Annotated in this window: 21 protein-coding genes, 1 tRNA gene and 1 riboswitch; of the genes, 16 read left to right on the top strand and 6 right to left on the bottom strand. The window is 66.4% G+C overall.

Translation table 11 applies throughout. From position 1 onward, the window contains the following. Positions 1-16 precede the first annotated feature (16 nt). From K9U15_RS01250 to K9U15_RS01210, 9 genes are all read left to right on the top strand, one after another. Positions 17-2,575: an acyl-CoA dehydratase activase-related protein gene (locus K9U15_RS01250; RefSeq protein ID WP_301155464.1), complete on the top strand. Its 2,559-nt coding sequence runs from the start codon at positions 17-19 to the stop codon at positions 2,573-2,575. After that, positions 2,572-3,888 carry a hypothetical protein gene (locus K9U15_RS01245; RefSeq protein ID WP_096227545.1) on the top strand — a complete coding sequence of 439 codons (1,317 nt, stop codon included), beginning with the start codon at positions 2,572-2,574 and terminating at the stop codon, positions 3,886-3,888. Before K9U15_RS01250 ends, K9U15_RS01245 begins: the two co-directional genes overlap by 4 nt. Continuing rightward, positions 3,885-5,210: an MFS transporter gene (locus tag K9U15_RS01240; protein ID WP_154269955.1), complete on the top strand. Its 1,326-nt coding sequence runs from the start codon at positions 3,885-3,887 to the stop codon at positions 5,208-5,210. The genes K9U15_RS01245 and K9U15_RS01240 overlap by 4 nt, the downstream gene beginning before the upstream one ends. Before the next feature lie 11 nt (positions 5,211-5,221). Continuing rightward, positions 5,222-6,187 (top strand): EamA family transporter RarD, encoded by a 966-nt coding sequence (rarD, locus tag K9U15_RS01235; protein ID WP_301155463.1) that lies wholly within the window; start codon positions 5,222-5,224, stop codon positions 6,185-6,187. Positions 6,188-6,373: 186 nt separating this feature from the next. Continuing rightward, positions 6,374-7,447 (top strand): DMT family transporter, encoded by a 1,074-nt coding sequence (locus tag K9U15_RS01230; protein WP_096227549.1) that lies wholly within the window; start codon positions 6,374-6,376, stop codon positions 7,445-7,447. Continuing rightward, positions 7,423-7,935 carry a shikimate kinase gene (locus K9U15_RS01225; protein WP_015539373.1) on the top strand — a complete coding sequence of 171 codons (513 nt, stop codon included), beginning with the start codon at positions 7,423-7,425 and terminating at the stop codon, positions 7,933-7,935. The genes K9U15_RS01230 and K9U15_RS01225 overlap by 25 nt, the downstream gene beginning before the upstream one ends. A gap of 9 nt (positions 7,936-7,944) precedes the next feature. After that, positions 7,945-8,310 carry a tRNA-binding protein gene (locus tag K9U15_RS01220; RefSeq protein WP_227115337.1) on the top strand — a complete coding sequence of 122 codons (366 nt, stop codon included), beginning with the start codon at positions 7,945-7,947 and terminating at the stop codon, positions 8,308-8,310. Positions 8,311-8,598: 288 nt separating this feature from the next. Further along, on the top strand, positions 8,599-10,095 hold the full coding sequence (locus tag K9U15_RS01215; protein ID WP_227153606.1) for an MATE family efflux transporter: 1,497 nt from the start codon (positions 8,599-8,601) through the stop codon (positions 10,093-10,095). A gap of 30 nt (positions 10,096-10,125) precedes the next feature. After that, positions 10,126-10,569 (top strand): MarR family transcriptional regulator, encoded by a 444-nt coding sequence (locus K9U15_RS01210; RefSeq protein ID WP_096227551.1) that lies wholly within the window; start codon positions 10,126-10,128, stop codon positions 10,567-10,569. Positions 10,570-10,669: 100 nt separating this feature from the next. Here the strand turns inward: K9U15_RS01210 and K9U15_RS01205 are convergent, their stop codons facing one another. Continuing rightward, entirely contained in the window at positions 10,670-12,223 is a 1,554-nt protein-coding gene (locus K9U15_RS01205; protein WP_173011732.1) for a sodium:alanine symporter family protein, read from the bottom strand. Between the two features lie 92 nt (positions 12,224-12,315). After that, positions 12,316-12,420, bottom strand: a riboswitch (glycine riboswitch). 358 nt (positions 12,421-12,778) lie between these two features. Beyond that, positions 12,779-13,219, bottom strand: coding sequence for a MarR family winged helix-turn-helix transcriptional regulator (locus K9U15_RS01200; RefSeq protein WP_096228625.1), 441 nt, complete (start codon positions 13,217-13,219; stop codon positions 12,779-12,781). Positions 13,220-13,733: 514 nt separating this feature from the next. Here K9U15_RS01200 and K9U15_RS01195 point away from each other — a divergent pair. The 7 genes from K9U15_RS01195 (at position 13,734) to K9U15_RS14480 (ending at position 21,235) form a co-directional block, all read left to right on the top strand. Further along, positions 13,734-16,643 (top strand): molybdopterin-dependent oxidoreductase, encoded by a 2,910-nt coding sequence (locus K9U15_RS01195; protein WP_154269956.1) that lies wholly within the window; start codon positions 13,734-13,736, stop codon positions 16,641-16,643. Position 16,644: 1 nt separating this feature from the next. Beyond that, entirely contained in the window at positions 16,645-17,217 is a 573-nt protein-coding gene (locus K9U15_RS01190) for a 4Fe-4S dicluster domain-containing protein (protein ID WP_087190730.1), read from the top strand. Between the two features lie 2 nt (positions 17,218-17,219). Further along, on the top strand, positions 17,220-18,095 hold the full coding sequence (locus K9U15_RS01185) for a DmsC/YnfH family molybdoenzyme membrane anchor subunit (protein ID WP_301155462.1): 876 nt from the start codon (positions 17,220-17,222) through the stop codon (positions 18,093-18,095). A 195-nt stretch (positions 18,096-18,290) separates the two neighbouring features. Further along, positions 18,291-18,968, top strand: coding sequence for a molecular chaperone (locus K9U15_RS01180; protein WP_096227554.1), 678 nt, complete (start codon positions 18,291-18,293; stop codon positions 18,966-18,968). A gap of 75 nt (positions 18,969-19,043) precedes the next feature. Then, positions 19,044-19,811, top strand: coding sequence for a 4Fe-4S dicluster domain-containing protein (locus tag K9U15_RS01175; RefSeq protein ID WP_087190733.1), 768 nt, complete (start codon positions 19,044-19,046; stop codon positions 19,809-19,811). After that, the gene (locus K9U15_RS01170) at positions 19,798-20,793 is read left to right on the top strand and encodes a 4Fe-4S binding protein (RefSeq protein ID WP_096227555.1); all 996 of its coding nucleotides are present in this window, start codon (positions 19,798-19,800) and stop codon (positions 20,791-20,793) included. The genes K9U15_RS01175 and K9U15_RS01170 overlap by 14 nt, the downstream gene beginning before the upstream one ends. A 253-nt stretch (positions 20,794-21,046) precedes the next feature. After that, positions 21,047-21,235: an ATP-binding protein gene (locus K9U15_RS14480; RefSeq protein ID WP_367316865.1), complete on the top strand. Its 189-nt coding sequence runs from the start codon at positions 21,047-21,049 to the stop codon at positions 21,233-21,235. Between the two features lie 43 nt (positions 21,236-21,278). Here the strand turns inward: K9U15_RS14480 and K9U15_RS01165 are convergent. From K9U15_RS01165 to pknB, 4 genes are all read right to left on the bottom strand, one after another. Next, a tRNA-Arg gene (locus K9U15_RS01165) sits at positions 21,279-21,354 on the bottom strand. A gap of 92 nt (positions 21,355-21,446) precedes the next feature. Further along, the gene (locus K9U15_RS01160) at positions 21,447-22,580 is read right to left on the bottom strand and encodes an NlpC/P60 family protein (RefSeq protein WP_301155461.1); all 1,134 of its coding nucleotides are present in this window, start codon (positions 22,578-22,580) and stop codon (positions 21,447-21,449) included. A 261-nt stretch (positions 22,581-22,841) separates the two neighbouring features. After that, a complete protein-coding gene (locus tag K9U15_RS01155; RefSeq protein WP_301155460.1) occupies positions 22,842-23,540 on the bottom strand; it encodes a LemA family protein in 699 nt (232 codons plus the stop codon). 234 nt (positions 23,541-23,774) lie between these two features. Beyond that, a complete protein-coding gene (pknB, locus tag K9U15_RS01150; RefSeq protein ID WP_301155676.1) occupies positions 23,775-25,763 on the bottom strand; it encodes a Stk1 family PASTA domain-containing Ser/Thr kinase in 1,989 nt (662 codons plus the stop codon). Positions 25,764-25,853 lie beyond the last annotated feature (90 nt).

Below are 25,853 nucleotides of genomic sequence, written 5' to 3'. Positions count from 1 at the left end.
CCTGCTGAACGAGGGTGTGCCGAAGGAGGACATCGCGGGATCCGTGTTCGATGCCGTGGCGGCCCAGTGCATCGCCGGCCTGGCTTGCGGGCGGCCCATTTCCGGAACCGTGGCCCTGCTGGGAGGGCCCCTGCACTTCCTTTCGGCTCTGCGCGAACGGTTCAGGCTGCGCCTGGGGCTGGACGACGCGCACCTGGAAGTGCCGCCCGACGGCCACCTCTTCGTGTCCGAGGGCGCTGCGTTCGAGGCGTGGGACAGCGTGCCGTATGGGCTCGGGGAGCTCATCGGGAGGCTGGAGTCCGTACCCTGGGACCGGGGCGCCACGCTGGAGCGCCTGCCCGCGCTGTTCGCCACGGATGCCGAGCACGATGCGTTCGTGCGGCGCCATGGCGCCCTCGCGGCGCCGCGGGCCGACTTGAGCAGCGCCGAGGGGCGCGTGTTCTTGGGGATAGACTCGGGTTCCGAGGCTATCAAGTACGTGCTGGTGGACGAGCAGGGCCGCGTGCTGCGAACGTACTACGAGCGCTCGGCCGGCAGCGTGGTGGAGGCAGCCCAGGCGATGCTCGTAGACCTGTGGAAGCATCTGCCGCTGCGCCACGACGGCACGCTGGCGGTGGAGGTGGCGCACGCGTGCGTGACGGGCTACGGCGAGGAGCTGCTGAAGCGGGCGTTTGCCCTCGACTCGGGCGAGGTGGAGACGGTGGCGCACGTGCGCGCGGCGCGCGAGCTGGTGCCCGACGCCGACTTCATCCTGGATATCGGCGGGCAGGACATCAAGTGTGTGTGGCTGCGCGACGGCGCGGTGGACGACATCGTGCTGAACGAGGCCTGCTCGAGCGGATGCGGCGCGTTGCTCAGCGGCATGGCGTGGTCCATGAACGTGCGCCTCGACCGTTTCCTCGAGGCGGCGGTACATGCGCAGCGCCCCGTCGACCTGGGCACGCGCTGCACCGTGTTCATGACGTCACGGGTGAGGCATGCCCAGAAGGAGGGTGCCGAGCTGGGCGATATCGCGGCTGGGCTGGCGTATTCCGTCGTGCGCAACGCCGTGTACAAGGTTATCAGGGCGCGCGACGCCGCCTCGCTCGGCAGGCGCGTGGTCGTGCAGGGCGGCACGTTCATGAACGATGCCGTGCTGAGGGCGTTCGAGAACCTGTACGGCGCCGAGGTGGCGCGGCCGGCCCTCGCCGCGCACATGGGCGCGTACGGCGCGGCGCTCATCGCCCGCGACCGGGCCGCGGCAGGCGGGCGTTCCGGCCTGCTGTCGCGCGCGAAGGTGGAGCGCCTGGCAAGCAGCAAGCGCACGGAGGTGTGCGGCCGGTGCGGCAACGCCTGCCGCCTGACGGTGACGTCGTTCGACGACGGCGACGCGGTGCGCACGTTCACGGTGGGTAACCGCTGCGAGCGCGGGCTGGGGGACGGTGCCGAGGACAACGGGCTGCCGGACCTGTTCGCGTACCGGTACAAGCGGCTGTTCGCGTACCGGGCGCTGCCGGAGGACGCTGCGCCACGCGGCGTTATCGGGCTGCCGCGCGCGCTGGGCATGTACGACCTCTACCCGTTCTGGCACACGCTGCTCACGCGCCTTGGCTTCCGGGTGGTGCCGTCGCGCCTGCCGCCCGCGGCCCTGCGCGGCCGTGCGCTCGAGACTATCCCCTCCGAGTCGCTGTGCTACCCGGCGAAGCTCATGCACGCGCACCTCGTGGACCTGGCCGAGCGCGGCGTGCCGGCGGCGTTCCTGCCGTACGTGCGCGCCGAGGGGCCGGAAGGCCGGTCGTGCCCGGTGCTCGCCGGCTATCCCTTCGTGCTGGACGCGAACGTGGGCTTCGTGCACGAGCGGGGCATGCAGCTGGTGATGCCGCAGGTGGAAGCCGTTCTCGGTGATGACGGCCCCGATGGCCGGCTCGCGGCGGCGCTGCAGGAGGCGCTGGAGCCGGTGGCGTGCGGCCTGGGCTTGGAAGAGGTGGAGCGCGCGGCCCGCGCGGCGGCGTGCGAGCAGGCGCGGTTCCGCGCCGATATGGTGTCCGCCGGAAGGGCGGCGCTTGCCCTCATGGCCGAGCGCGGCGTGCCGGGCGTCGTGTTGGCGGGGCGGCCGTACCACGGCGACCCGGCGGCGAACCATGCGATTCCGGGGTTGCTGCGCTCCTACGGGTTCGCCGTGCTGACCGAGGACGCGCTGCCGGCAGGGGCTTGCGGCGGAGGGGCGGGCAAGGGGGAAAGTGGCCCTGCGAAGGGCGGTCGGCAAGGCGAGGCGGTTGGCGGAGACGCGGCGCCCGTGAGGGCGGGCAGCGCGGATGACGGGGGCACGAGCCGCTGGGAGCACCCAGCGCGCATCTTGCGCGCTGCGCGGTTTGCCGCCGGGAGGGATGACCTGGAGTTCGTGGTGCTTTACTCGTTCGGGTGCGGTCTGGATGCCGTGACCGTCGACCAGGCGCGCGCCGTGCTGAAGAAGCGGGGGCGGTCGCTCACCGCGCTCAAGATAGACGAGATGGTGGACCTTGCCGCCACGCGCATCTGCGTGCGGTCGATGGTCGCGGCGCGCGAGGAACGGCTGGGAAGGGGAGATGCGCGATGATCGTCGTGCCGTTCTTCTCGGCGTGGCACGCGCCGTTGGTGGAGGCCGCCCTCTCGGCCGGCGGCGAGGAGTGCCGCGTGCTTGCGGCCGGCGGCGAGGAGGTGGTGCGCGCCGGTTTGGAAACGGTCAACAACGACGCCTGCTATGCGGCCCTCCTTGCCGCCGGCCGCACGGTTGGGTTCCTGCGCGAGGGCGCCGCAGCCGGCGCAGCCCTGGCAGGGCGTGGCACCTGCCTGCCGAAACAACGCATGCATGCGCGGCCGGCGGCCGCGCGCCCAGGAGTTGATTTGGCGCACGGCGAAGCTGCGCAGCCCATGGCCGAGAAGCCTCTCGGCCCTCTTGCCGACCCGGTCGCCGGGCCGCTGCGCGTGGCGGTGCCGACGCCCTGCGTGCGCTGCCGCGGTGACGACGCGCCGTACCTTCTGGCGCAGGCGCTCGCAGCGTCCGGCCTCGAAGCGCGTGCGTCGGTGATCAGCGGCACCGATGCACTCGAGGCGCTTGCCGCCGATGCGCGTGCGGCCGCGCGCCTTGCCGATGCTCTGGCGTTCGGGGATGCGCTGCTCCAAGCGCGCTTGCGCGTGCGGCCGTACACGCGTCCCGCCGATGCGCCGGTTTTCGATGCCCTCCTTGCCGCGTCGAGCGCCCGCGCCTGCCGTGCGCTGGCCGCCAACGCGTTCGTCCTCGAAGGAAGCCTGCGCGCATTCGGGGCGGCGCTCGCAGGTTTCGGCGTGTCCGAGCGCGACGGCCGGCCCATCGTGGGCGTCGTGGGTGCGGCCCCTGCCGTGTTCGACGAGCGCATGAACGCGGGGCTCGTCGCGTGCATCGAGCGCGAGGGGTGCGAGGCTGCGCTGCCGTACCTGCTGCCCCTGGCCGCCGCCGCGCTGCGCGAGAAGGGCGCCGCGGTACCGTTGCACGCCGCGCTCGACGAGCGGTGCCGCGTGCTGCAGCGCCATGCGGGCGCCTGCCTGCGCTGCCCAACCGTGCAGGATTTGGAACGCGCCGGCACAGAGGTCGTCCCGCGCTTCTTGGTGCAGGGCGCCGGCTGGACTATCGCGGGTTCCGCGCTGCTGTTCGTGCGCGCGGGCGTGCGCGACCTCGTGTACGCCCGCGCGTTCGGCTGCCTGGCAGGCCATGTGGTGGGACAGGGAGCGATAAAGCCCTTGCGCACGTGGTGCGCAGCCGACGGCGTGGACGCGAACATAGCCACGATCGAGGTTGACCCCGGCACGAGCGAGGTCAACCAGGTGAATAGAATCAAGCTGATGACGGCCGTCGCGAAGCGCGCGGCGGCGCGAAGGAGGAGCAACCCATGAACCACCGTATGCGCTATCTTGCCGCCGGCGTGCTGTCGCTGCTTTTTCTCGGCCTTATCTACTCGTGGTCGAACTTCTCCAGCGCGATAGGGCAGGAGTTCGGATGGGATCGCGAGAGCATGCGCCTCGTGTTCACGCTGTCCATCATCACGTTCTGCTTCGGCGGGTTCTTCGGAGCGAAGCTGAACGAGCGCCTGTCGTTCAGGGCCACGCTGCTGGTGGCGGCCGTTCTTCTGGCCGGGGGCTTCGCGGGCACGGCTGCGGCGGTCGATGCGGGCGGCCTCCCGGTGCTGTACGTGGGCTACGGCGTGCTGTGCGGCGCGGGCTGCGGCATCGCCTACAACACCGTTATCGCCACGGTGAACGCGTGGTTCCCCGACCGCGTGGGCTTCTCGTCGGGCGCCCTCATGATGGGCTTCGGAATAGGCGGCCTGGTGTTGGGTACGGCGGCGGCCGCCTGCATAGAGGTGGCGGGATGGAGGGCGGTGTTCGTCGGCCTGGCCGTGCTCATCGCGCTCGTGCTGGTTGCGACGACGCTCGTAGTCCGGCCGCGGCCCCAGGACCGGGGCGCAGCTGCCGCGGACGGGGTTCGTGGCGGGGAGACCGTGCCGGTTCGGCTTGCTTCCGGCTTGGTTCCCGCGCCCGACGCGGGAGCACCTGCGCCTTCCCGCCGCGCCTCCGCCGCGGCTGCGCCGCGCAGCGAAGCGCCTTCCATGGCGCGTTCGCCGCTGTTCTGGGTGTACTGCCTATGGGCGACGTGCGCCATCTGCGCGGGGCTCATGATCATCGGCGACGCGAAGTCGTCCGCCCTGGCCGTGGGGCTGGAGGCGGGCTTCGCGACGCTGCTCGTGGGGTTGGTCTCAACGACGAACGGCGCGGCCCGCATCGTCATCGGCATGCTGTACGATAGGAAGGGCCTCGTGGCGGTCATGGCTGCGGCGTCTCTCGCCGCGCTGGCAGGTGCGACGGCCCTTGCCGGCTCGTTCGCTCCCGGGATGCGCGTGCCCGGCCTGTTCGTGGCGGGCGCGCTGCTCGTCGGCTTCTCGTACGGTTGCGTGCCCGTCATCGCCTCGGCGTTCGCCCGCAGCCTGTTCGGCGAGCAGAAGTACGCCGGAAACCTGGCGCTCGCCAACTTCAACATGGCAAGCGCCGCCGTGCTGAGCTCGCTCGCCGCCGGCTTTGCCCGCGGAGCCGGCGGTACCGAGAACGGCGACTTCGCCGTATACGCCGCTGTGGTGGCCATCGTGGTGCTGGCGCTGCTCGGTTTCGCGGCGTTCGTGCGGCTGTTGCACCGCCGGGCGCGGACCGACGGTCGGAGCTAGGGTAGGCGGCTATGGAAGGCGGAAGGGACGCAGGCGCGAAGCCGCGCATCGGGCAGGAAGGTCGCCGTGCGCTGGTGCAGGCCGCGTTCTGCTACGCCATCTGGGGCGTCGTTTCGGTTTACTGGAAGCTGTTCTCGGCGGTTCCGCCGCTTCAGGCGCTGGCCACGCGCATGGTGTGGTCGTGCGCGTTCTCGGTGGTGCTTTGCCTGGCGATGCGCGTGCGCTTCCTGCCGCTGCTGCACGACCGCCGTGCATGGGCGACGTTCGGCGCTTCGAGCGTGCTCATCACCGCCAACTGGGGCGTCTACATCTGGGCGTCCACGAGCGGCCATCTGCTGGAGACGAGCCTCGGGTTCTTCCTCAGCCCTCTCACGAGCATCGTGCTGGGGGTCGTGTGCTTCCGCGAGCGCCTGACGCGTGCGCAGAAGGCTGCCACGATGCTGGCTGCCTGCGGGGCGTTGCTGTTCGCGGCAACGCACGGCGGATCGGTTTGGATAGCGCTCGTGCTTGCCGCGACGTTCAGCGCATACGGCGCCGTGAAGAAACGCGGCGGCTACGATGCGCTGCCCGGCATGGCCGTCGAATCACTGTTCGCGGCCGTCCTCGGCGCGGGCCTGTTCGCCGTCGGCTGGGCCGATCCCGGTTTCTGGGAGCTTGCGCATACGGCTCCCGATGCCCTGGCACTCACGTCGCCCGCGGGAATCGCCTTATTGGCGGTGGGAACCGGGGTGGTTACGGCGGGCCCGCTGGCGCTGTACTCGGCCGCCGCGAATCGGGCGCCGCTGTCGCTCTTGGGCCTGCTGCAATATCTCAGCCCCACGCTCGTCATGCTGCTTGCCGTGACGTGCTTCGGCGAGCTTCCCGACGCTTGGCAGCTTGCGAGCTTCCTCCTCATATGGGTTGGCTTGGCCGCTGTTGCCTGCGAGACCGTGCGCGGACGGGAGGCGCGCTCCCGTTCGTGCCGGCGGGGGCTCTAGCGCGGGGCGATCGAGGGCACTCGTGCAGGGCACGTGCTTCGCGCGGCCTGCGGCGCATGGCCGCCAGGTTGCTGAAATGGGGCGCTGGCTCGTTGCCGATGGCTGTTGCTGCCGTGCGCCTTGCGAAAGCCGCCAGCTGGTTCGGTCCCTATCATTCGGCCGAGGGGCACCGTATAATGGGCGGCTGTGGAAAAACTAGACGGCATAGCGCATCGCATTCCGACAGGCGTTTACAAGCTCCTGTTGGTTGTGGCCACCGTCATCTGGGGTTTGAGCTTCGTGGTCATGAAAGATGCCGTGGATGTTCTGCAGCCGGCCTACCTCATAGGGTTTCGGTTCCTGGCCACGGGTGCGATCCTGGCCGCGCTGTTCTTCCGCCGTCTGCGCGCGGCACTCTCGGGCGAGAGAGCTCTCGACTACCTGGTTAAGGGGACGATTCTCGGCGTGGTGTGCTATCTGGCGTTCTGGGTGCAGACCATCGGGCTCGACCATACCACGCCGGGCAAGAACGCCTTCCTCACGGCCACGTACTGCGTCATCGTGCCGTTCGCCTGGTGGGCCATCGCCCGCAAGCGGCCGACGGCGTTCAACCTCGTGGCAGCCGTCATGGCCGTGTGCGGCATAGGGCTCGTGTCGCTCGCGGGCTCGCTTTCCGAGCTGACCATGGGCTTCGGCGACGCCATGACGCTCGTGTCGGCGCTGCTGTTCGCCGTGCACATCGTGTACGTGTCGAAGTTTTCCGAGAAGAGCGACGTGCTCGTGCTCACCCTGCTGCAGTTCGCGGTGGGCGGCGTGTGCGGCGTGGCATACGGGGCCTGCTTCGAGACGCTGCCCCCGGCCGAGTCCCTCACGCCGGCGTTCTGGATGAACATGGCCTACCTCGTGGTCTTCGCGTCCTGCGTGGCCCTCGTCATCCAGAACGTGGCCCTGGCGCACGTGCCGCCTGCGCAGGCCTCGCTGTTCCTGAGCCTGGAGAGCGTGTTCGGCGTGCTGTTCAGCGTGCTGCTGTATGGGGAAGAGATAGGGCTTCGCCTGGTGGGCGGCTTCGCCCTCATCTTCGTTGCTATAGTGGTGAGCGAAACGTTCCCGCTGAAAAGCAAGGCGGGCGACGACGCCCCTGCCTTGGCCCTGGAAACCCCCGGCGGCCCGGTGGTGTCGCCGGAGCCGTTGGGCATGCTGGGCGCCCGAGACGCCGACGGCAGGGCAGCTGTCGAATCGATGCAAGAGGAGGCATCATGGAGCAAGAGCGGAACAACATAGTGCTGATCGGCATGCCGAGTGCGGGCAAGTCGACGCTGGGCATCGTGCTGGCGAAGATACTGAACTACCAGTTCGTCGACGCTGACCTCGTCATCCAGAACCAGTGCGACAAAACGCTGCAGAAGCTCATCGACGCGTGCGGCCCGGAGGGCTTCATCCAGGTGGAGAACGAGATCCTGCGCGATATAGAGGCGGAGAACTCGATCATTGCCACGGGTGGATCGGCCGTGTACTCCGACGAGGCCATGAAGCACCTCGCCGAGATCGGCCGCGTGGTGTACCTGCAGATATCCTACGAGGAGCTGGTGAGCCGCCTGCACGATTTGCAGGAGCGCGGCGTGGTGCTGAAGGGCGGCATCGGCATGAGCCTGCGCGAGCTCTACGACGAGCGCAAGCCGCTCTACGAGCAGTACGCCGAGATCACCGTGAACATCGACGACCTGTCCATTACCGCGGCGGCCCGCAAAGTGGCCGACGCGCTGCGCTAGGACGCTGCCGTGGAGACCATCGAGACGGCGCCGGTCAAGCCGCCCATCACGATCGACGACCTGGACAAGCTGGACATCCGCGTGGGGCGCATCGTGCGGGTGGACGACGTGGAGGGTTCCAAGAAGCTCATCAAGATGACGGTGAGCTTCGGTGGGTTCACGCGCACGATCCTCTCCGGTATGAAGGAGGAGCGCGCAGATTGCAAGGCCGAGCTGGAGGGCCGCCAAGCGTTGTTCGTGGTGAACATGGCGCCCCGCAAGATGGCCGGCGAGGTGTCCGAGGGAATGATCTACGACATCGGCTACGAGGACGGCATCCTCCCTGCCCTCGCCGTCCCCGAGCGCGAGGTTCCCGACGGCGCACGCCTGGGGTAAGGCAGAAACAGCTCCCCGCTGCCTTTTCGAGGAAAGACCCCGTGTTTCGCATGAAACACGGGGTCTTTCTGCGTGGGATCCCAAGACAAGACGCCCCTGCAAGGACCGCCGGCGCCACAGGTTGATGTGGGAAAAGAGCACAATGCATCAAAAACGATGTCATGCGCTCTGGGCCGTCTTATGGAGAAAATAATAAGTTAACTTATTATTTTCTTTCCTCGACACTGAATCGGGATAAACTGGAGGGGACGTACATCAGGTATCACGGAAGCGCGAAAGAGGCAGTGCATGGCGAACGAGGTTGAAGCGGTGGGCGGCGCCGGGGCGGCGAAAGGGACGGACCGGTTGGGGACGGAGCGGATCGGCAGGCTGTTGCTGGAGTTCTCCATCCCAGCCATTATCAGCATGGTGTTCAACTCGCTTTACAACGTGGTGGACACCGCCTTCCTCGGCCAGGCGTTCCCCGACGGCACGGGCGTGGCCGTCACCACGCTGGCGCTGCCGGTCATGACCATCCTCATGGGCTTCTCCATGGTCGCCGGCCAGGGCGGCAACGCGCTCGCGGCCATCCAGCTGGGCGAGGGCCGCAAGGCGCAGGTGGAGAAGACGCTGGGGAACTCGGCTGTGCTGTTGTTCGGGCTGGCCGTGCTGGTGGCGGTGGCAGCGGTCACGGCCATCGACCCCATCCTCGCGCTTATCGGCACGAGTAACGAGCTGTGGGAGCCTACCAAGACGTTCGTGCAGATCATCTGCGTGGGTTTCGCCTTCCAGTCGCTCGGCATGGGCCTGAACAACTTCCTGCGCACGGCAGGCAAGCCGAACCTGGCGCTGGGCACCATGGTGTTCGGCACCGTGATGTGCATCGTGCTGAACTACCTGTTCGTGCTCGTGCTCGGCTGGGGCGTTGCGGGCAGCGCCGGCGCCACCGTGCTGGGGCAGGCGTGCGGCATGGTGCCGGTGGTGTGGTACTTCACGATGTGCAAGGGCGCGCCGTTCCGCCTGCGCCTGTCGTGTTGCCGCCCCGATGCGCGTCTCATGGGGCGCATCCTCACGCTGGGTCTGGCGTCGTTCGTCATGCAGGTGGCCTCCACGGTGGTGAGCGTGGTGTTGAACCAGGTCATCGGCATTTACGGCGCGCAGGATCCCATCGGCGTGACGGGCGCGCTTGCGGCCATCGGCGTGGCGCAGAAGGCCACGTTGTTCGCCATCACGCCGCTCATCGGCCTGATCATGGGAGCGCAGCCCATCATCGGGTACAACTACGGGGCCCGCTCGTGGCAGCGCGTGCTCGACGCGCTCAAGTGGGCGTCGGTTGCGGGCGTGGCCATCGGGGCGTTCTTCCTCGTGCTCTCGCACGCGATACCGGTGCAGATCGTGGCGCTGTTCGGCGTGACGGGCGACCTGGAGTCGTTCGCGGTCACGGCGCTGCAGATCTACACGCTGCTGTATCCGCTGGTCGGGTTCCAGATCGTGGGGTCGAGCTACTTCCAGTCCAGCGGCCAGCCGTTCAAGGCCGCCATCCTGGAGATGACGCGCCAGGTGATCTTCCTCATCCCGCTGTATCTGCTGTTGCCTCCGGTGCTGACGTCCGTGTTCGGGCTCACGGGGCTGCAGGGCGTGGTGGTGAGCGCGCCTGTTTCAGACGGCCTGGCCACGCTCATGACGACGGTGTTCGTGGTCCGCGAGGTGCGCAAGCTGCGCGGCCTGCGCGAAGCCTCGGGTGGCGCAGCGCGTCCCGCCGTTGCGGCGGGCGAGCTGGGCGAGGCTGCCGCGCAACAGGCGTAGCGGGCGCCGGGCGAAGGGAGGGGATGGGCCATGGAGCCTCTAAGCGACGACTCCATCATGCGCGAGATGGCGCATATGAGCCAGGTGATCGCGCGCCGATCGCGCCAGGCGGGCGGCGCGACAGGGGCCTCGTTCGTGCTGGCGGTGCTGGCGAGCCATGAGGAGGCGATGGCCGAGGGGTTCGCACCGCGTCCGCTGTCGCAGGTGGAGCTGGCCGATATCGTGGGCATCCGCCCGCAGTCGCTCGGGGCGCTGCTGGCCCGGCTGGAAGCCGACGGCTGCATCGAGCGCGCCGCCGGCGAGCAGGACCGCCGTGCCCGGCGGGTCGCGCTCACCGATCACGGCCGCGATCAGGCGCAGGAAGCTCGCGACCACCAGCGCGCGTTCGCGCGCGAGACACTGGCGGTGCTTGACGGTGCGGAAAAGCAGCAGCTGGCGGCCATTGTGTTGAAGATCAACGCCGCGCTAGGCTAGCACCGTCCCTCCAAGCTGTACCGGCGTCAAACGCCGCGCGCCGAGCGGGAAGGCTCGGCGCGCGATGGAAAAGCTATGGGCGCATATGCCCCTGCGGTCGCTATGCCCGCGCGCCGGCCGTATCGGAGTCGGGGGCGTTCAGCGGGTCGATGGGCGGGATGTCCCAGTTGTCACCGGGAAGGTGCGGCTCCATGGCATCCTCGTCGCCGGCAGCCTTCAGGCGCTCGAAGTAGTCCTTCGTCTCCTTCACCACCACGCCGGACAGCGCGATGAGCGCGATCATGTTCGGCAACGCCATGAGCCCGTTGAAGATGTCGGCGATGGTCCACACGGCCGCCACGGTCATGTAGGGGCCGATGAACACGCAGAAGATGTAAAGCCAGCGGTACACCTTCACGGCCTTCATGTTGCCGTTGCTGAAATACTCCAGGCAACGCTCGCCATAGTAGTCCCAACCGAGGATCGTGGTGAACCCGAACAGCACCAGGCATGCCATGAGCACGAACGACACCACCTCGGGCGGCAGGAACGGCAGGCCCGCCTGGAATGCGGCCGTGGTCACGGCGGCGCCTTCGAGGCCGGGGATCTGGTACGCGCCGGTCATGACCAGCGCCAGGCCGGTCATGGAGCACACCACGATGGTATCCAGGAACGTGCCGGTCATGGACACGAGGCCCTGGCGCACCGGCTCCTTCGTCTGCGCGGCCGCAGCGGCGATGGGCGCGGAACCAAGGCCCGCCTCGTTCGAGAAGATGCCGCGCGCAATGCCCTTCTGCATGGCCACGATGATGGCGCCGAGCATGCCGCCGGCCGCAGCCTGCAGGCCGAACGCGCTCTGGAAGATGACGGCGAACGCACCGGGCACCTTGTCCAGGTTCGTGAAGATGAGCACGAGCGAGAAGCCCACGTACAGCACCACCATGGCGGGGATCACGCGCTCGGACACCTTGGCGATGCGCTTCAGGCCGCCGATGACCACGAGGCCCACCAGCAGGGCCAGCAGCAGCGAGCCGATGACGGTGAAGATGGAGTAGTCCATGCCCAGAATGCTCACGGTGGCGTTCTTCTCGGGGTCGAAGAAGCCGGTGATAGCGCTGGAAATAGAGTTGACCTGCGTGAACGTGCCGATGCCGAACAGGCCCACGCACATGCCGAAGAACGCGAACACCTTCGCCAGCCAGCGCCACCTCATGCCCATGCCGCGCTCGATGTAGTAGAACGGGCCGCCCAGAACGTGCCCCGTCTTCTTGTCGACGCGACGGTACTTCACGGCCAGCAGGCCTTCGGAGAACTTCGTGGCCATGCCGAACAAGGCGGCCAGCCACATCCAGAACAGCGCGCCCGGGCCTCCGGCGACGATGGCCGTGGCCACGCCGACTATGTTGCCCGTGCCGATGGTAGCCGACAGGGCCGTGCACAGCGCGCCGAAGCTCGACACCTCGCCGGCGCCGCCCTTCTCGTTCTTCACCATGTAGCGCAGGGCGCGCGGCAGCTGCCGGAACTGCACGGCGCGCAACCGTACCGTCAGCAGGATGCCGCCGAACAGGATGAGCACCATGAGCGGCACCCCCCAGATGAAGTCGTCGATAGCGACGAGCCCATCGTTGATAACGCTGAAAAAGCCTTCCACCAGTTTCCTCCTCGATACAAGCATGTACGTGCAATTTCGGCGAACCCCGTCCATGGACGCGGCACTCTGGAGGATATATGCGGGAAAAAGGGAAGGCGCGTGCGCGCAACAAGCTGCAGCTTTGCTCTGTCCTTTTGCCTGAGAGTTTCGGCGATGCGGCCTTCGGCCATCCGCCTTGCCCCTTCGGCACCCGACGATCGGGATTCTCCAGAGGCCCCTCCTCGTCCAGTCTCGTGCGATCCAGGACGTATCAACGGGGTGATGCTATGAAATTGTGCCGGCATATTGTAGCAGGGGAAAGGCCTGCGGACAACGGGGCAATTTCGGAAAGCTGTCGCCGTCCTGACTTCGCCCGCCCGCCTCTGTTCGGCCCCAAAGCGGGACTACCCTGTAGGCAGGCTCTGCGGGTAATACCCTGTCGGGCTGGTTGATCCGTTTGCGCGGCCTGAGCCGCCGTACCCGAAGGAGGCTGCCATGGCCGATCTGCTCTATGCGCTGGCGGCGCTTGCCGTTTCGTTGGCGGCGCTCGGAATATCCCTTTACGCCGCGTACCGGATCGGTCGGCGCTGAGGCGCTGCGCTAGTTGCCGGAAATGGTCTCAGCGTTCTGCTTGAGGGCGGTCAGCACCTCCACGAACGTGTCGATGTCCTGCTGGTCGATGCCCTCTATCAGCCGGTTCGCCGTGATGGCGGTAAGGGGCAGCACGGTGCGGATGAGCTCGTGGGCCTTGTCGGTGGTGCTCACCACATGCGAGCGACGGTCGGTCTTGTGCTTGTTGCGCACCACGAGCCCCTTGCGCTCGAGCGTGTCCAGGTACCGCGTGATGGTCGCCTGCTCTTTGTGCGTGATGGTAGCCAGCTCTTTCTGTGACAGCTCGCCCGCCTGATCGAGCTGGTTGATGAGGTTCCACTGGCCAGGGGTGATATCGTAGGGCTTAAGCGTGACCTCGAGCGATTTCGTGATGTGCTTCTGCGCGTCGTACACCAGATAACCTATGAGACGGTTGTGCTTGCTCTCCATGTTGAACCCTTCCGATATGCGCAGGGCGGCTTTTGCGTTGTCGCGTGCGGTGGGGCGCATCGCGCCGGGCGACGGGAAGGCGACCATGCAAGGGAAGTGGCAGGATCGTTCGGTCGCGGCGTTTCGCATTCTCTCGCCTACAAGAAACCATAAGCGGCTGGGCCCCGTCAAGAACGCGGAAGATTATCGGTCGAATCTCCTCTTTCATTGCCGTGCGAATCGGTTGCTCTACGCACGCTTGTAGCAGTTCAGGACTATTCTTTGCAAATACCTGTTGCGCTAATAGTTGTGGTTAATATAATTAGCATTGCAAGTAATTTGCCAAGGATGGGAGGGCGCGTGGGGACGCGCCGGGTGAACGAGGGGCCGTGCGCATCGGAGTGGTGCACGCGCTCGATTCGCCAAGGGGAGCGGCCAGCGTTGTGCATGAACCGTCGCCAGTCCCAGCGGGATCTGCCCGCGGCCTTCCTCCTGAAGCAGATCTTGGCCACGAGAGGCAAAAGGAGGAGGAGAGATGTCACTTAAGATGAGCCGCCGCGGCTTCGTGAAGGCAACCGCCGCCGCGACCGCATCGACGCTGCTGCTGGGTTCGCAGGCTGCCACGGCCTTTGCGGACGATGCAGCGGGCGCCGCAGGGGCGACCGCATCCGACGACGTGAAGAAGATCCCCAGTGCGTGCCGCCAATGTTACGGCCGCTGCGCGCTGTTCGGTCACGTCAAGGACGGCCGCGTGGTGAAGATCGAGGGCAACCCCGATCTGTTCAGCGAGGGAACGCTGTGCTCGCGCGCGTTTGCCATTCCGCAGGAGCTGTACAACCCGCTGCGCGTGCGCTACCCGCAGAAGCGCGTGGGCGAGAAGGGCTCCGGCCAGTGGAAGCGCATCACGTGGGAGGAAGCCTACCAGGAGGCCGCCGACCGCTTCACCAAGATAGGCGAGGAGCACGGCTGGCACACCATCGCGCACCAGTACGGCACAGGTCGCGACATGCTGCAGTTCCAGGCCATCAACAAGCTATGGCTGGAGCTGGGCTCCACGGCCACGTTCGGCGTGGGCAACCTGTGCTGGGTGGGCTCGTACTTCACCAGCCAGCGCCTGTACGGCGACGAGACGCAGTACACCGGTTGGGACGGCAACAATACGAACTGCATCCTTATCTGGTGCCGCCAGGAGCGCAGCCGCGGCTACTACGACTGGCTCACCGTCAAGCGCGCCCAGGAGCGCGGCGCCAAGGTTATCTGCGTGGATCCGCGCTACACCTGCACGGCCAGCAAGGCAGACCTGTGGCTGCCTATCCGCCCCGGTTCCGACATGGCGCTGGTGTTGGCGTTCATCAACGAGATCATTCACTCGGACAAGTGCGCCGAAGACTTCGCGCGCTTCTACACCAACGCCCCGTTCTTCATCGACGAGGAGGGCACCGGCTACCAGCTGCGCGAGTCAATGATCAAAGAAGGCGGCAACGAGGAGCTGTACCCCGCTTGGGACGAGGCGCACGACCAGCTGATCTTCTGGTCCGGCGACTGGCAGAACAAGCAGGGCGTGGGCGGCCCGAAGGCCTTCCAGTGGCTCGATGCCGAGGGCAACATCGTGGCGGACGCGAAGCCGGCGCTTTCCGGTAGCCGCGAGATCAACGGCAAGACGTACCGCACTTCCTGGGATATCCTGGTCGAGCACGTCACGCCGTGGACCGTGGAGCGCGCTGCCGAGTTCTGCGAACTGCCCGAAGACAAGATTCGCGAGGCTATCGATATCTACATCGAGGCCAGTCCCTCGGCGTGCTTCTGCCGCGGCCAGAAGGTGGAGTTCTCCATCAACACATCGGGCATCTCGCAGGCGTTCACCATCATGATGGCGCTCGCCGGCAACTTCGACTCGAAGGGCGGCCAGAACATCGGCCGCGAGCCCGCCACCGGCTACGACTCGTTCATGTTCGACGTCGTGCCGAACAAGGAAGGCCGGATGGGCAAGCGCCGCCTGGAAACGGCGAAGAACATCAAGAAGCTCTCCGTGTGCCAGAACACCGGTTACCAGCAGATTCTCGTTGCCGACGATGCCACGGGCGAGCTGCGCGAAACCACGCAGAACTCCGGCGGCCAGGTCATCTACGGCCAGCAGGGCGGATTCGGCGCGGCCACCACGAAGGCCATGGCAAAGGGCGATCCGTTCCAGATCCACGGTTACTGGCAGCAGACGTCCGAGCCCATCCTCTCCATCGAGGGCGGTCGCGAGATCGTGGAGGGCTTCAAGAACCTGGACTTCTTCGTGAACGTGGACATCTACATGACCCCCTCGGGCGAGCTCGCCGACATCATCCTGCCGGCCGCGCACCCCAACGAGGTGGACCGCGTGGAGTGGGCTCACTCGGGCCACGGCTATCCCACCAGCCACACCTACCTCATCCGCCAGCCGTTCCACGAGCCGCTGGGCGAGAGCAAAGACGACATGGACATCTGCTTCGAGTTCGCGAAGTACATGGACGTGGACATGTACTGGAAGGACAAGTACGAGTTCTTCGATTACATGGTGAAGGGCCCCGAAATGCTGCCTCCGCAGTTGAGCTGTGCAAGCTTCGAGGAATTCCGCGAGCGCATCAGCGTGACCGGCGTCGAGATGGCCACCGTAAAGGGCGCGCCGAAGTACGAGACGGGTTTCATGCGCAAGACGAGCGACTTCCGCCCCGGTTTCAACACCATGTACCGTGGCAACAAGATGGGGACGGTGTACCGCTTCCCCGGCACGAAGACGCCGGATGGCAAGGTAATTCCTGCGCACCCGCAGTCGGACAACGGCAAGATGGAAATGTGGTCCGAAGACCTGCTGCTGTACGGCAACGGCCCGCTGCCGCTGTACATCGAGCCGCCCATCACGCCGCTGGCCCGCCCCGACATGCTGGAGGACTTCCCGTACACGCTTATCACGGGAGGGCGCTCCCATGCGTTCTTCCACACCGAGTACCGCAACAGCCCGTGGATGCGCGAGGTGCACATGTTCCCGACCGTGGACATCAACCCCGCCACCGCTGCCGAGCACGGCATCGAGCAGGACGACTGGGTGGTCATCGAGACGTACGTGGACAAGATTCGCCAGCGTGCGAACCTCACCGAGGCCATCAAGCCGGGCATGATCCACGTGGAGCACGACTGGTGGTTCCCCGAGCGCGAGGCCACGGACGACCTGCACGGCGCTTTCGACTCGAACTGCAACGTGCTGTTCGAGAACAACGGCCCCTACGACCCGGCGGTCGGTACCGACAACTACGGCGGCCTCTGCAGGATCTACAAGGCTGAGGAGGGCGCGCCGGCGAACATCTGCATGAACGAGGAAGACCTGAAGATATTCCTGCCCATGAGCGCCGAGGCCCTGGCTTCCGACAGCCAGGAGAACGGCGTGGCGCAGGTGACGGTGAAGGGAGGTGCGAAGTAGCATGACCCGCAACATTATCTCAATCGATCTGGACAGCTGCATCGGGTGCCATTCCTGCGCGGTGGTCTGCAAGCAAGAAAACGGCGTGGGCCTGGGCACCTATTACAACAAGGTGCTCACCGTAGGTCCCTCGGGAACCTACCCCGACCTGGAGATGTACTACCTGCCCGTGGCGTGCCAGCACTGCGACAACCCCGAGTGCGTGAGCGTGTGCCCCACCGGCGCCAGCTACAAGCGCGAGGACGGCGTGGTCCTGGTGGACCACAGCAAGTGCATCGGGTGCCAGTACTGCGTCATGGCCTGCCCTTACGGCGTGCGCGCCTACGACGAGGGCCGCGACAAGGGCGTTATCGAGAAGTGCACCATGTGCGCCCACCTTATCGACAAGGGCGAGCAGCCGGCGTGCGTGCGCCACTGCCCCGGCCAGGCGCGCCTGTTCGGCGACTTGGACGATCCCGAGTCCGCGCCTTCGAAGATGAGGGCGTCCAAGAAGACGCATAAGCTCACCGACGTGGGGAACCATCCGGGAGTGGACTACGGCTTGGACAAGTTCACTTGGAAAGGCGGTGAGTAGCCATGGCAATTCAGTGGCCTCTGCTGATCTTCAGCGTGCTCTTGGGCATTACCGGCGGCATCTTCGTGTTCTTGGGCGCAGGCGAGCTCAAGGGCAAGTTCAAGGAAGTCCGCTTCATAGGCGCGCTCATCGCGCTGGCGTGCCTGGCGGTTGGCGGCTGCGTGTCGGTGCTGCACATGGGGCATCCGGAGCGCGCGACGCACCTGCTGGGCAACTTCGGCTCCGGCTTGTCCAAGGAGCTGCTGGTGGTGGCGCTCATGGGCATCGTGTCTTTGGTGTACGTCGTCTTGGCGAAGAAGGACTACCCCGGTGCCAGCAAGGTGTTCGGCATCCTGGGCGCGGTTTTGGGTCTGGTGCTGCCGGTGGTGGCCGGCGCCTCTTACCTGATCGCAGCCCGTCCTGCCTGGGACAGCGCGGCGCTGCCGCTCATGTACCTGGGTACCGGCCTGGCCATGGGCGCGCTTTTGATGTGCGGTCTGGTATTGCTTCGCGGCAACGCAAAGGAAGACGGCGGGTTTGCCCTGCGCATTGCGTTGGCGGCCGTTGTCATCATGGCAGTGACGTCGGTGGCCTACGTAATATGGATAGCCATCGCGCCGTACCAGGCACCGTCGCGTTCCATCGAGCGTTTGTTGGCGGGCGACCTGGCGGTCATGTTCTGGCTGGGCGTGGTGCTGGTGGGGCTCGCGGCCCCTGTGGCGCTCACTGCTTTGGCCTGCGTAAAGTCCACGAAGGGCGATGCGGGCTCCGGCTTGGCTGATCCGAAGAAGCTGGCTGCCTTTATGTTCGCGGCGTTTGCCTGCTCGGTGGTGGGCGCGGTGTGCTTGCGCGTCATCATGTACGGTGTGGGCACGAGCGTGGAGTCGTTCATCTACTAGCGATGCCTCGAGGCGGGCGATGCCGGTACGTGGCATCGCCCGCTCCCGCAAAGGTGCGGGCAAACCATGCGGCGAGCGCGCCGCCGGTCACAGAGCCGTGACGGACAAGGCGCGCTCGCCGCATGGCTTGCGCACGAGGGAAGGCGTTCGCAGCGAGCGGGCGTCTTCGCAAGACGGAGAAGAAGGGGAAGCATCATGGAGAATGCCTTGCCGACCGAGCTGGTCGAGAACTTAACCGACTTTTGCGAAAACCGCGGGCGGGTGTATACGCTGCTTTCGCGCTGCTATGAGAAAGAGATAGATGCTGCGTTCGCTGCCGATTTCGCGGGACATGCAGCCCTCGAGTCTGACGACGCGGCATTAGCAGACGGCTTTGCTGCCTTGCAGGCTTGCCTGGCCGACCTTGACGAGGCGGCGCTCGAGCAGTTGGCCGTGGTGTTCAACCGCGTGTTCTTCGGCATGGGGCCGCGCACCGCACAGAAGGCGTTTCCTTACGAGTCGGTGTACACCAGCCCGGACGGGCTCATGATGCAGGAAGCGTATGCCCAAGTAAGGACGCTCTATCATGCAGCGCGATTCGCGAAGGACCCCACCTTCCCGGAGCCGGAAGACCATCTGGCGGTCGAGCTGGCATTCATGGCACGCTTGTGCGAACAGGCTGCCGGTGCACTGCGGGCGGGCGAGGGCCAGGCGGCGGAGGACTTGCTGGGCGGCCAGCTGGCATTTTTGCGCGATCACCTGTTGCGGTGGATAGAGCCGTTCGCGGCTGACGCCTGCGCATCGGCAGAAACCGGCTTCTATGCCCATTTGGCCACCTTCACCGAAACCTACCTTAAAGCCGACGAGAGCGCGCTGGACGAGGTTGTGGGGTAGCCTCGCGCGCAAGAGCGTTTTCTTAAGGGAGCTTCCGATGCTTCTTTGTCGGCGTTGGACAGGTGAGAGGGGTTGATGGGTGTGGATACTATTTCCCGGCGCGGGTTTCTCGCCGCCGGTGCGGTCGGGGCGATAACCATAGGGGCAGGGGGGTTCGGCGCGGCGACCAAGCAGGCCGACGCTGCCTTCGTGCGCCCGCCTGGCGTGGAGTCCAACGCGCGGTTGGCGGCGGCGTGCAACCGCTGCCAGCGCTGCCTGCAGGCATGCCCGTACGGCATCATCACGCCTGTGCCGCTCTCTGGCGGCTTCGTGGCCTACGGGACGCCAACGTTGGCGTTCGAGCAGGCCCACTGCGACTTTTGCATGAAGTGCGTCGAGGCGTGCCCTACCGGCGCGCTGGCGTTCGGCGGTGCGCGCGAGCGCGACCTGGGTGTGGCGGTAGTGGTAAAGGATGCCTGCGTGGCCTGGGACTGGTCCGGCTGCACCGTGTGCAAGGACGAGTGCCCGGTGGAGGGCGCCATCTCGCTGGACGACCATGATCGGCCGGTAGTGCACGCCGATCTTTGCGACGGCTGCGGGAAGTGCGAGACGTCATGCCCGTCTTCGTCGTTGCGTGCCTACAACCCCAGCATCGCAAACAAGGGAATCGTGGTGGTCTCACGCGAGAGCGAGGCTGCGCACGCATCGGGCGCGGTGGCCGACGCGGAGCTTACCTCCTTGCGCACAACTGCCGCAGCCGAAGCATTGCCCCCGCATTCGCGAGGCATGCACCCCGATGGTCCGGACGGTTCCTTGAGGCCGGCTTCAGGAGAGGGGAAGGGGGCCACCCATGAAAACGCGTAGCAAGGCTCTCCGCATAGTCGTTGCCACTGCCTTGCTGGTTGCGGCGGTTGGAGCGGCGCATGTTGGCGGGGGCGCGGCAATCGGAACGCTGTGCGTGCTGTGTCCGGTAGGCTTCGCCCAGATAGCTGCCGCATCGGGCAGCATCCCGTGGCAGTTGCTGCCGGGTGTCCTTGCAGTGCTGCTCATCGTGTTTTTGGTGGGACGGGCGTTTTGCGCCTGGGCGTGTCCCTCCCAGCTGCTCAAGAACGTCTTCGGCGGCCACGCGCCGCGCGGTCTGCGCGGGCGCAGGGGCGAAGACCGCGCCCCGGCCCCCTCGCAAGCATCTGAAGAGGCCGGGAAGGCGGCTGGCTGCTCTGCATGCGCCGGGGCAGGGCCCGGCATCAAAACGCAAGGTGCGGTGTTGGCCGTTCTGCTGCTGGTGTCGTTTGTCGTCAAGTTCCCGGTTTTCTGCCTGCTGTGCCCTATCGGGCTTGTATTCGGCACCTTGTGGGCCTTGAACCGCGTGTTCGTGCTGTTGCAGCCGGGTTGGGAGCTTGTCGTGTTCCCGCTCATGTTGCTGGCGGAGCTGTTCTTGTTCAAGCGCTGGTGCTCGGCCATCTGTCCTTTGGGCTTCTTCTTCGGCCTGGTGGGCAAGCTGCGCGCCAGGCTCGGTTTCGGCGTGCGGCCGCAGGCAAGCTGCGCCACCTGCGTTTCAAGCGAGGGATGCCGCACGTGCTCGACCGTGTGCCCGGAGAACATCGACGTGGCCCATTCCTCGACAGAGACGCTCGAGTCATGCACGTTCTGCCTCGACTGCGTGGAGAACTGCCCCACGAAGTCCATCTCCCTCGCGCTCGGCACGCGGAAGCCGGACGCTCCCGTTTCGAACCCTGTCCGAGCCGACGAGCCCGCTTCAGCCCACGAGCCTGCCTCCGTCGGCGAGATAACCTCCGTCGCTTCGGGCCCTCTCGAAGATTGCGACGACGACCTCGCCGTTCGCTAGCCTGCCCGCACCAAGGGAGTGTTTCACGTGAAACGCTCCCTTACTAATAAGGTCATGGACGAAAGAGCAGGCGGTGGCATGAGTTTGCCAAGGCTATCATTTATTGCCGCAAACGGAAATAATATTGATCTGGCACGATGTACTTCTCCTTTCAAGTTCCCGCGACCAGTTCTTTGAAACGTCCGACCAGATCGGCCATAGCCTCCAATCTCGTCCCAGCTTCCACCGTGCAGCGAAACCCGCTCTATGAAAACTGCCGCATCGCAGCGGTCTTGGGCTCTCCACCGCCCGAGCCCTTGTCGAGCGCGCGGGCGGTGGTGTTGCTGTCGAAGCTAACGAGCCACAGGGAACGCGCGTTGCGGTAACGCTGCCGAAGCCGCGGATACGCTGTCATCGTCCGTTGCTGCTGCGACGCTTTCATTTGCGACTGCACGTGTATTGAAGAAAAGAACGACGCCGCTCAGGGCGGCGTCGCGAGAAATCGATGGTGCCCCCGGCGCGATTCGAACGCGCGGCACCCGCTTTAGGAGAGCGGTGCTCTGTCCCCTGAGCTACGGAGGCGCGGCAGCTATTGTAGCATTCCCGACAGCGCTTATCCCAGAGAAATGGCCGAGTCCGCTGGCGGGCGTCGAGCCGTTCTCCTGCCGGCGGTGCTAGAAGCGCAGGGCGCAGGTGAACTTCGACCAGGAGAGCGGGTCGGTATCGCGCACGAGCAGGCCCCGGTCGGGCGCATGGACGTAGTGGGTGCCACCGTAGCTGACAGCGATGCCCACGTGGCCGTAGCGCCAGAGCACGTCGCCGGGGCGGGCTTCGGAGACGGGAACGATCTGCCGGGCTGCGTCATGTTGTCTCTCGCTCTGATGCGGAACGTACATGCCGATCTGGCGATACGCCCACGTCACCAGGCCGGAGCAGTCGAACGAGTTCGGGCCCTCCGCGCCCCATTCGTAGGGGCAGCCGATACGGCTCATGGCGTAATCGACCACGGAACCCTGCGACGGGATGTCCACGCCGTTGCCGCCGCCTCCGCTCGGCGGGTTGCCGCCGCCGGTACCCCCGCCTCCGCCACCGCCCGTATTGCCGTTGTTCGCGGCCTCTCGCGCTGCCTCGGCTTCCATCTCGGCCTGCTTCTGCGCGGCGGCCGCCTCGGCGGCGGCGCGTTGCTCTTCCTCGAGCAGGACGCGCGCCTCGGCATCGAGCGAGTTCATGAGCGCATCGGCCTGGGCGATCTTCGCCTCGACCTCTTCCTTGATGGCCTTCGCCTCGGCTGCCTTGTCGGCGGCGATCTTCTCCTGCTTGGCGTACTCGGCCTTCGAGGCCTCCACGCTCTCGCGCAGCTCCTTGGTCTCGGCGACCATCTGGGAGTCGTTCTCGTTCAAGCCGTTCAGGATATCCCAGTTCTGGGTGAACTCGGCGAACGAGGTGGCACCCATGAGGAAGTCCAGGAACGTGGCGGAGCCCGAGCGGTACATGCTGCGGGCGCGGGTGCCCAGGTGATCCTGCAGGTCGGCGATCTGGGCCGTGGCCTCGTCGATCTTGGCCTGCTCGGCCTCCATGGCCGTGCGTGCGGCGTTCTGCTCGTCCAGCGCGCCGTAGTAGCGCTCGGCGGCGGCCTCCAGGTCGGCGTTCAGGCCGACCAGCTGGTTGCGGACGGCGTCGGCCTCTGCCTGCTTCTCGGCGGCGGTCACGGCGAACGCGGCCTGGGGGAAGGCGAGGGACGCGGCGGCGAGGGCGGTTGCTCCGCCGACGAACGTGCGCCGCGAAAGGGCGGGTGAGGGCTCTTGCATGCGGTACCTCCTTGATGGGCCTGGAGCATGTCCGAGCGAATGTGCCCTCTATCTTACCACGCAACCCATGCATGATGAAAATACCCGTCAATTATCCAGATACGAGGGAGGGTTTGCGGGAAGGCGAGGTAGCGAGGGGAAGGGCGGCGCGGCGCGAGCGGAGAGGCGAAAGAGGCGAGGCGTACCCGCTGTTCCCGGCCAGCTGCACGGCAGTCATGCGAGACGGGTGGGCTGGGCTCGGCGGCAGGTGCGGCTGGCTCCTTAACGGCGCCGATCGTCGGTGCGATCGTCTATGGCGGCGTCGGCCATGGCGGAGGCCCAGAGCATCTGGGGGTTCATGACATGCGGAGAGGCGTCGGCGAGCGAGGGGAGGCTCCCGCGCGTCCAGTCGAGCGCGGCGCGCCGGGCGGCCGCTTCCGACTCGTAGCGCTGCGGTTCGGATAGCCCCAGTCGCTTGGCGAACAGGAGGGCGGGGAAGGAGCGCTGCGCGTTCGTGGCGATGGTGGCCACGTTGTTGTAGATCTGCTGCTCGTGCGCGAGGGCTTCCATGGCCGCATCGAGCTGCGCGCTGGCCTTGCGACTGGCAGGGCTCGCCACGAAGTCCGGTTCGACTTCGGCCGCCGCGTAGACGCGCTCGATGGCTTGTACGAGCCGGTCGTCTGCTGCTGCGGCCGCATGCGGGTCCTCCGCAGAGGCGGAGGCGCGCGAGGCCGCGGCAACGTCGTCCAGGGCGCGGTGTACGACCGAGGGACTGCTGGCTACGCGCTGCGCGGCAGCCTCGTCCTGAGAGACGGCGGCGACGAACGCCGGCACCGCCTCCATGCCGCGGCGACGCAATCCGTCCAAGCGGTTCCAGGCAGCCTGCACGTCTCGCTGCTGCGCCTTCAAGTTGGCTACGACGAGCCCGCAGAGCGCGGCGACAAGGCCCACGAGGACGATGGCAATGAGGGAGAGGTTCATCCTGGCGGTCCTTTCACACGTGTGATCCGCCCATTGTAGGGCTAGCTCGCATGCAGGACGAGGAGGGGCCTTGCTCGTTGGCGGCTTGACGGCGAAGCGTTGTCGTCAAGCAGGCGCGATACAGGCGCGAGACAGGGGAATGAGACGGATAGAAAGGAGGACCGCCCGAGGCGGTCCTCCTAGAGATCCGAGCGTGAAGCCCCGAACGTGCGCGCGCGGCACGAAAAGTGGCGGTTAGTTCGTCGGGTTAGGCGTCGGCGTCGGGTCGGGCGTCGACTGCTTGGCGAACACCACGGTGACGGCGATGCTGTTCTTCACGTTGCTGACGGTGAAGCTGCCGCCGCTTGGCGACACGCTGTAGCTGTTGCCGTTCGTGTCGGTGACGGAGGACACCGTGTAGCCGCTGTTAGGCGTTACCTGGAAGGTGATGCTGCCGCCCTCGTCCACCTCCATGGACGACGGCGACACGTAGCCGCCCTCGCCCGAGACCGAGGCGGATACCGTGAACTTAGTGGGCTTCGCCTTGCCGCTGCTCACCACGATGTTCACCGTGCCGCCCTCTTTGCCCTTTTCGCCGGCGGAGGGGCTTTGGCTGATGACCAGGCCCTCGGCCACGGTGTCGCTGTTGGCGTAGTCGGTCGTCACGGAGAAGCCCGCATCGTTCAGCGTTGCGACCGCGGCGCCCTCGCGCTGGCCCACCACGTTGGGCACCTCGACGCCCTCGGAGCCGAGCGACACGATGTACTCCACGGTCGAGTTCTTCTCAACCTTGGTGCCGCTTTCAGGATTGGTGCTGATGACCAGGCCCTTTTCAACTGTGTCGGAATAGGCTGGCGTTCCCGCGCTCGGCACGAGCCCCTTGTCCTTGATCGCCTGCTTCGCCTTCTCGGCGTCGAGACCCTTCACGTCGGGCACGGTGATCTGCGCCACGCCCTGCGATACGGTGACGTTGACCTTCGAGCCCTTCTCGCGCTTGTCGCCGGCCTTCGGGTCCTGGCCGACTATCTGCCCGGCCGGAACCTTGTCGTCGTACTTCTGGTCGGTCGTGCCCAGCTCGAAGCCGGCCTCCTTCAAGATGGCCGTGGCCTCCTCGACGGTCTTGCCCGTCACGTCGGGCACGGGGTCGCCCGTGGCGAAGCCGCCCATGAGGGCGAATGCCGCAAGGCCCACGATGGCCAGCGCGGCAACGATGCCCACCACGATGCCGATGGTCTTCTTGTTGTTCTTCTTCTTGCCGTCGTCGGAACGGTAGTTCTTCGTGCCGCCGGGGGTTCCCGCGGGCTTCGTGCCGCCCGCGCCCATGCCGGCGGGCATGACGGCGGTGCCGTCTGCCATGCCCATGGGAGGAACGACGCCGCCCATGACGGCCGTCTCGGCGCTGGTGAAGCCGCTGCCCACGTTCACAGGGCGTCCGGCCAGGTAGTCGTTCAGCGCGTAGCGCATGTCCTGCGCGGTGGCGAAGCGCTCGGCGGGGTTCTTCGCCATGGCGCGCATGATGATGGCCTCGAGCGCGGGGTCGATATCGGGGTTGATCTCTCGCGGCGGGGCCGGCAGATCGTTCACCTGCTTCATGGCCACGCTCACGGCATCGGGGCCGTCGAAGGGCAGCTTGCCCGTGGCGGCCTCGTACAGCACGATGCCCAGCGAGTAGATGTCGCTGGCGGCGGTGAGCTCCTTGCCCTGCGCCTGCTCGGGCGAGATGTAGTGCGCCGTGCCCAGCACGGACGACGTCTGCGTCATGACCGAGTTCTTGGCGCGCGCGATGCCGAAGTCCATGACCTTCACGTTGCCGTCCGGCTGCACCATGATGTTCTGCGGCTTGATGTCGCGGTGGATGATGTCCAGGTTGTGCGCCACCGACAGGGCCTGGCACACCTGCGAGCCGATCTCGGCCACCTTGCGCTGGTTGATGGCCCCGCGCTCGTTGATGGCCGTCTTCAGGTCGCTGCCGCGCACGAACTCCATGACGATGTAGTACGTGCCGTCGTCCTGGCCCCAGTCGTACACGTTCACGATGTAGGGGCTCTGCAGGTTGGCCGCAGCGGCGGCCTCCTGCTTGAAGCGCTTGGTGAAGTTGGGGTCGGCGGCGTACTGGGGCAGCATGACCTTCACCGCAACCAGGCGTCCGAGCACGTTGTCCTGCGCGCGGTACACCTCGGCCATGCCGCCGATGCCGATGCGCTCGGTTATCTGGTAGCGGTTGTTGAACACCCTGCCTGTCATGTTTCCGGTCACGTTTCTGCTCCTTTAGGTCACATGCTCAGTGGCGGTACTGCGTGTCAAGGTTGATATGATCGCCACCAGCATACCTTA

This window comes from Gordonibacter sp. RACS_AR68, assembly GCF_030418485.1.
GTDB classification, from domain to species: domain Bacteria; phylum Actinomycetota; class Coriobacteriia; order Coriobacteriales; family Eggerthellaceae; genus Gordonibacter; species Gordonibacter urolithinfaciens.
This window is presented reverse-complemented; position numbering and strand designations above follow the sequence as displayed.

Excerpts from the sequence above, each read along its gene's own strand:
- K9U15_RS01245 (WP_096227545.1), top strand. The coding sequence starts at position 2,572 with ATGATCGTCGTGCCGTTCTTCTCGGCGTGGCACGCGCCGTTGGTGGAG.
- K9U15_RS01240 (WP_154269955.1), top strand. The coding sequence starts at position 3,885 with ATGAACCACCGTATGCGCTATCTTGCCGCCGGCGTGCTGTCGCTGCTT.
- rarD (WP_301155463.1), top strand. The coding sequence starts at position 5,222 with ATGGAAGGCGGAAGGGACGCAGGCGCGAAGCCGCGCATCGGGCAGGAA.
- K9U15_RS01225 (WP_015539373.1), top strand. The coding sequence starts at position 7,423 with ATGGAGCAAGAGCGGAACAACATAGTGCTGATCGGCATGCCGAGTGCG.
- K9U15_RS01215 (WP_227153606.1), top strand. The coding sequence starts at position 8,599 with ATGGCGAACGAGGTTGAAGCGGTGGGCGGCGCCGGGGCGGCGAAAGGG.
- K9U15_RS01210 (WP_096227551.1), top strand. The coding sequence starts at position 10,126 with ATGGAGCCTCTAAGCGACGACTCCATCATGCGCGAGATGGCGCATATG.
- K9U15_RS01205 (WP_173011732.1), bottom strand. The coding sequence starts at position 12,223 with ATGCTTGTATCGAGGAGGAAACTGGTGGAAGGCTTTTTCAGCGTTATC.
- K9U15_RS01200 (WP_096228625.1), bottom strand. The coding sequence starts at position 13,219 with ATGGAGAGCAAGCACAACCGTCTCATAGGTTATCTGGTGTACGACGCG.
- K9U15_RS01195 (WP_154269956.1), top strand. The coding sequence starts at position 13,734 with ATGTCACTTAAGATGAGCCGCCGCGGCTTCGTGAAGGCAACCGCCGCC.
- K9U15_RS01190 (WP_087190730.1), top strand. The coding sequence starts at position 16,645 with ATGACCCGCAACATTATCTCAATCGATCTGGACAGCTGCATCGGGTGC.
- K9U15_RS01185 (WP_301155462.1), top strand. The coding sequence starts at position 17,220 with ATGGCAATTCAGTGGCCTCTGCTGATCTTCAGCGTGCTCTTGGGCATT.
- K9U15_RS01180 (WP_096227554.1), top strand. The coding sequence starts at position 18,291 with ATGGAGAATGCCTTGCCGACCGAGCTGGTCGAGAACTTAACCGACTTT.
- K9U15_RS01175 (WP_087190733.1), top strand. The coding sequence starts at position 19,044 with ATGGGTGTGGATACTATTTCCCGGCGCGGGTTTCTCGCCGCCGGTGCG.
- K9U15_RS01170 (WP_096227555.1), top strand. The coding sequence starts at position 19,798 with ATGAAAACGCGTAGCAAGGCTCTCCGCATAGTCGTTGCCACTGCCTTG.
- K9U15_RS01160 (WP_301155461.1), bottom strand. The coding sequence starts at position 22,580 with ATGCAAGAGCCCTCACCCGCCCTTTCGCGGCGCACGTTCGTCGGCGGA.
- K9U15_RS01155 (WP_301155460.1), bottom strand. The coding sequence starts at position 23,540 with ATGAACCTCTCCCTCATTGCCATCGTCCTCGTGGGCCTTGTCGCCGCG.
- pknB (WP_301155676.1), bottom strand. The coding sequence starts at position 25,763 with ATGACAGGCAGGGTGTTCAACAACCGCTACCAGATAACCGAGCGCATC.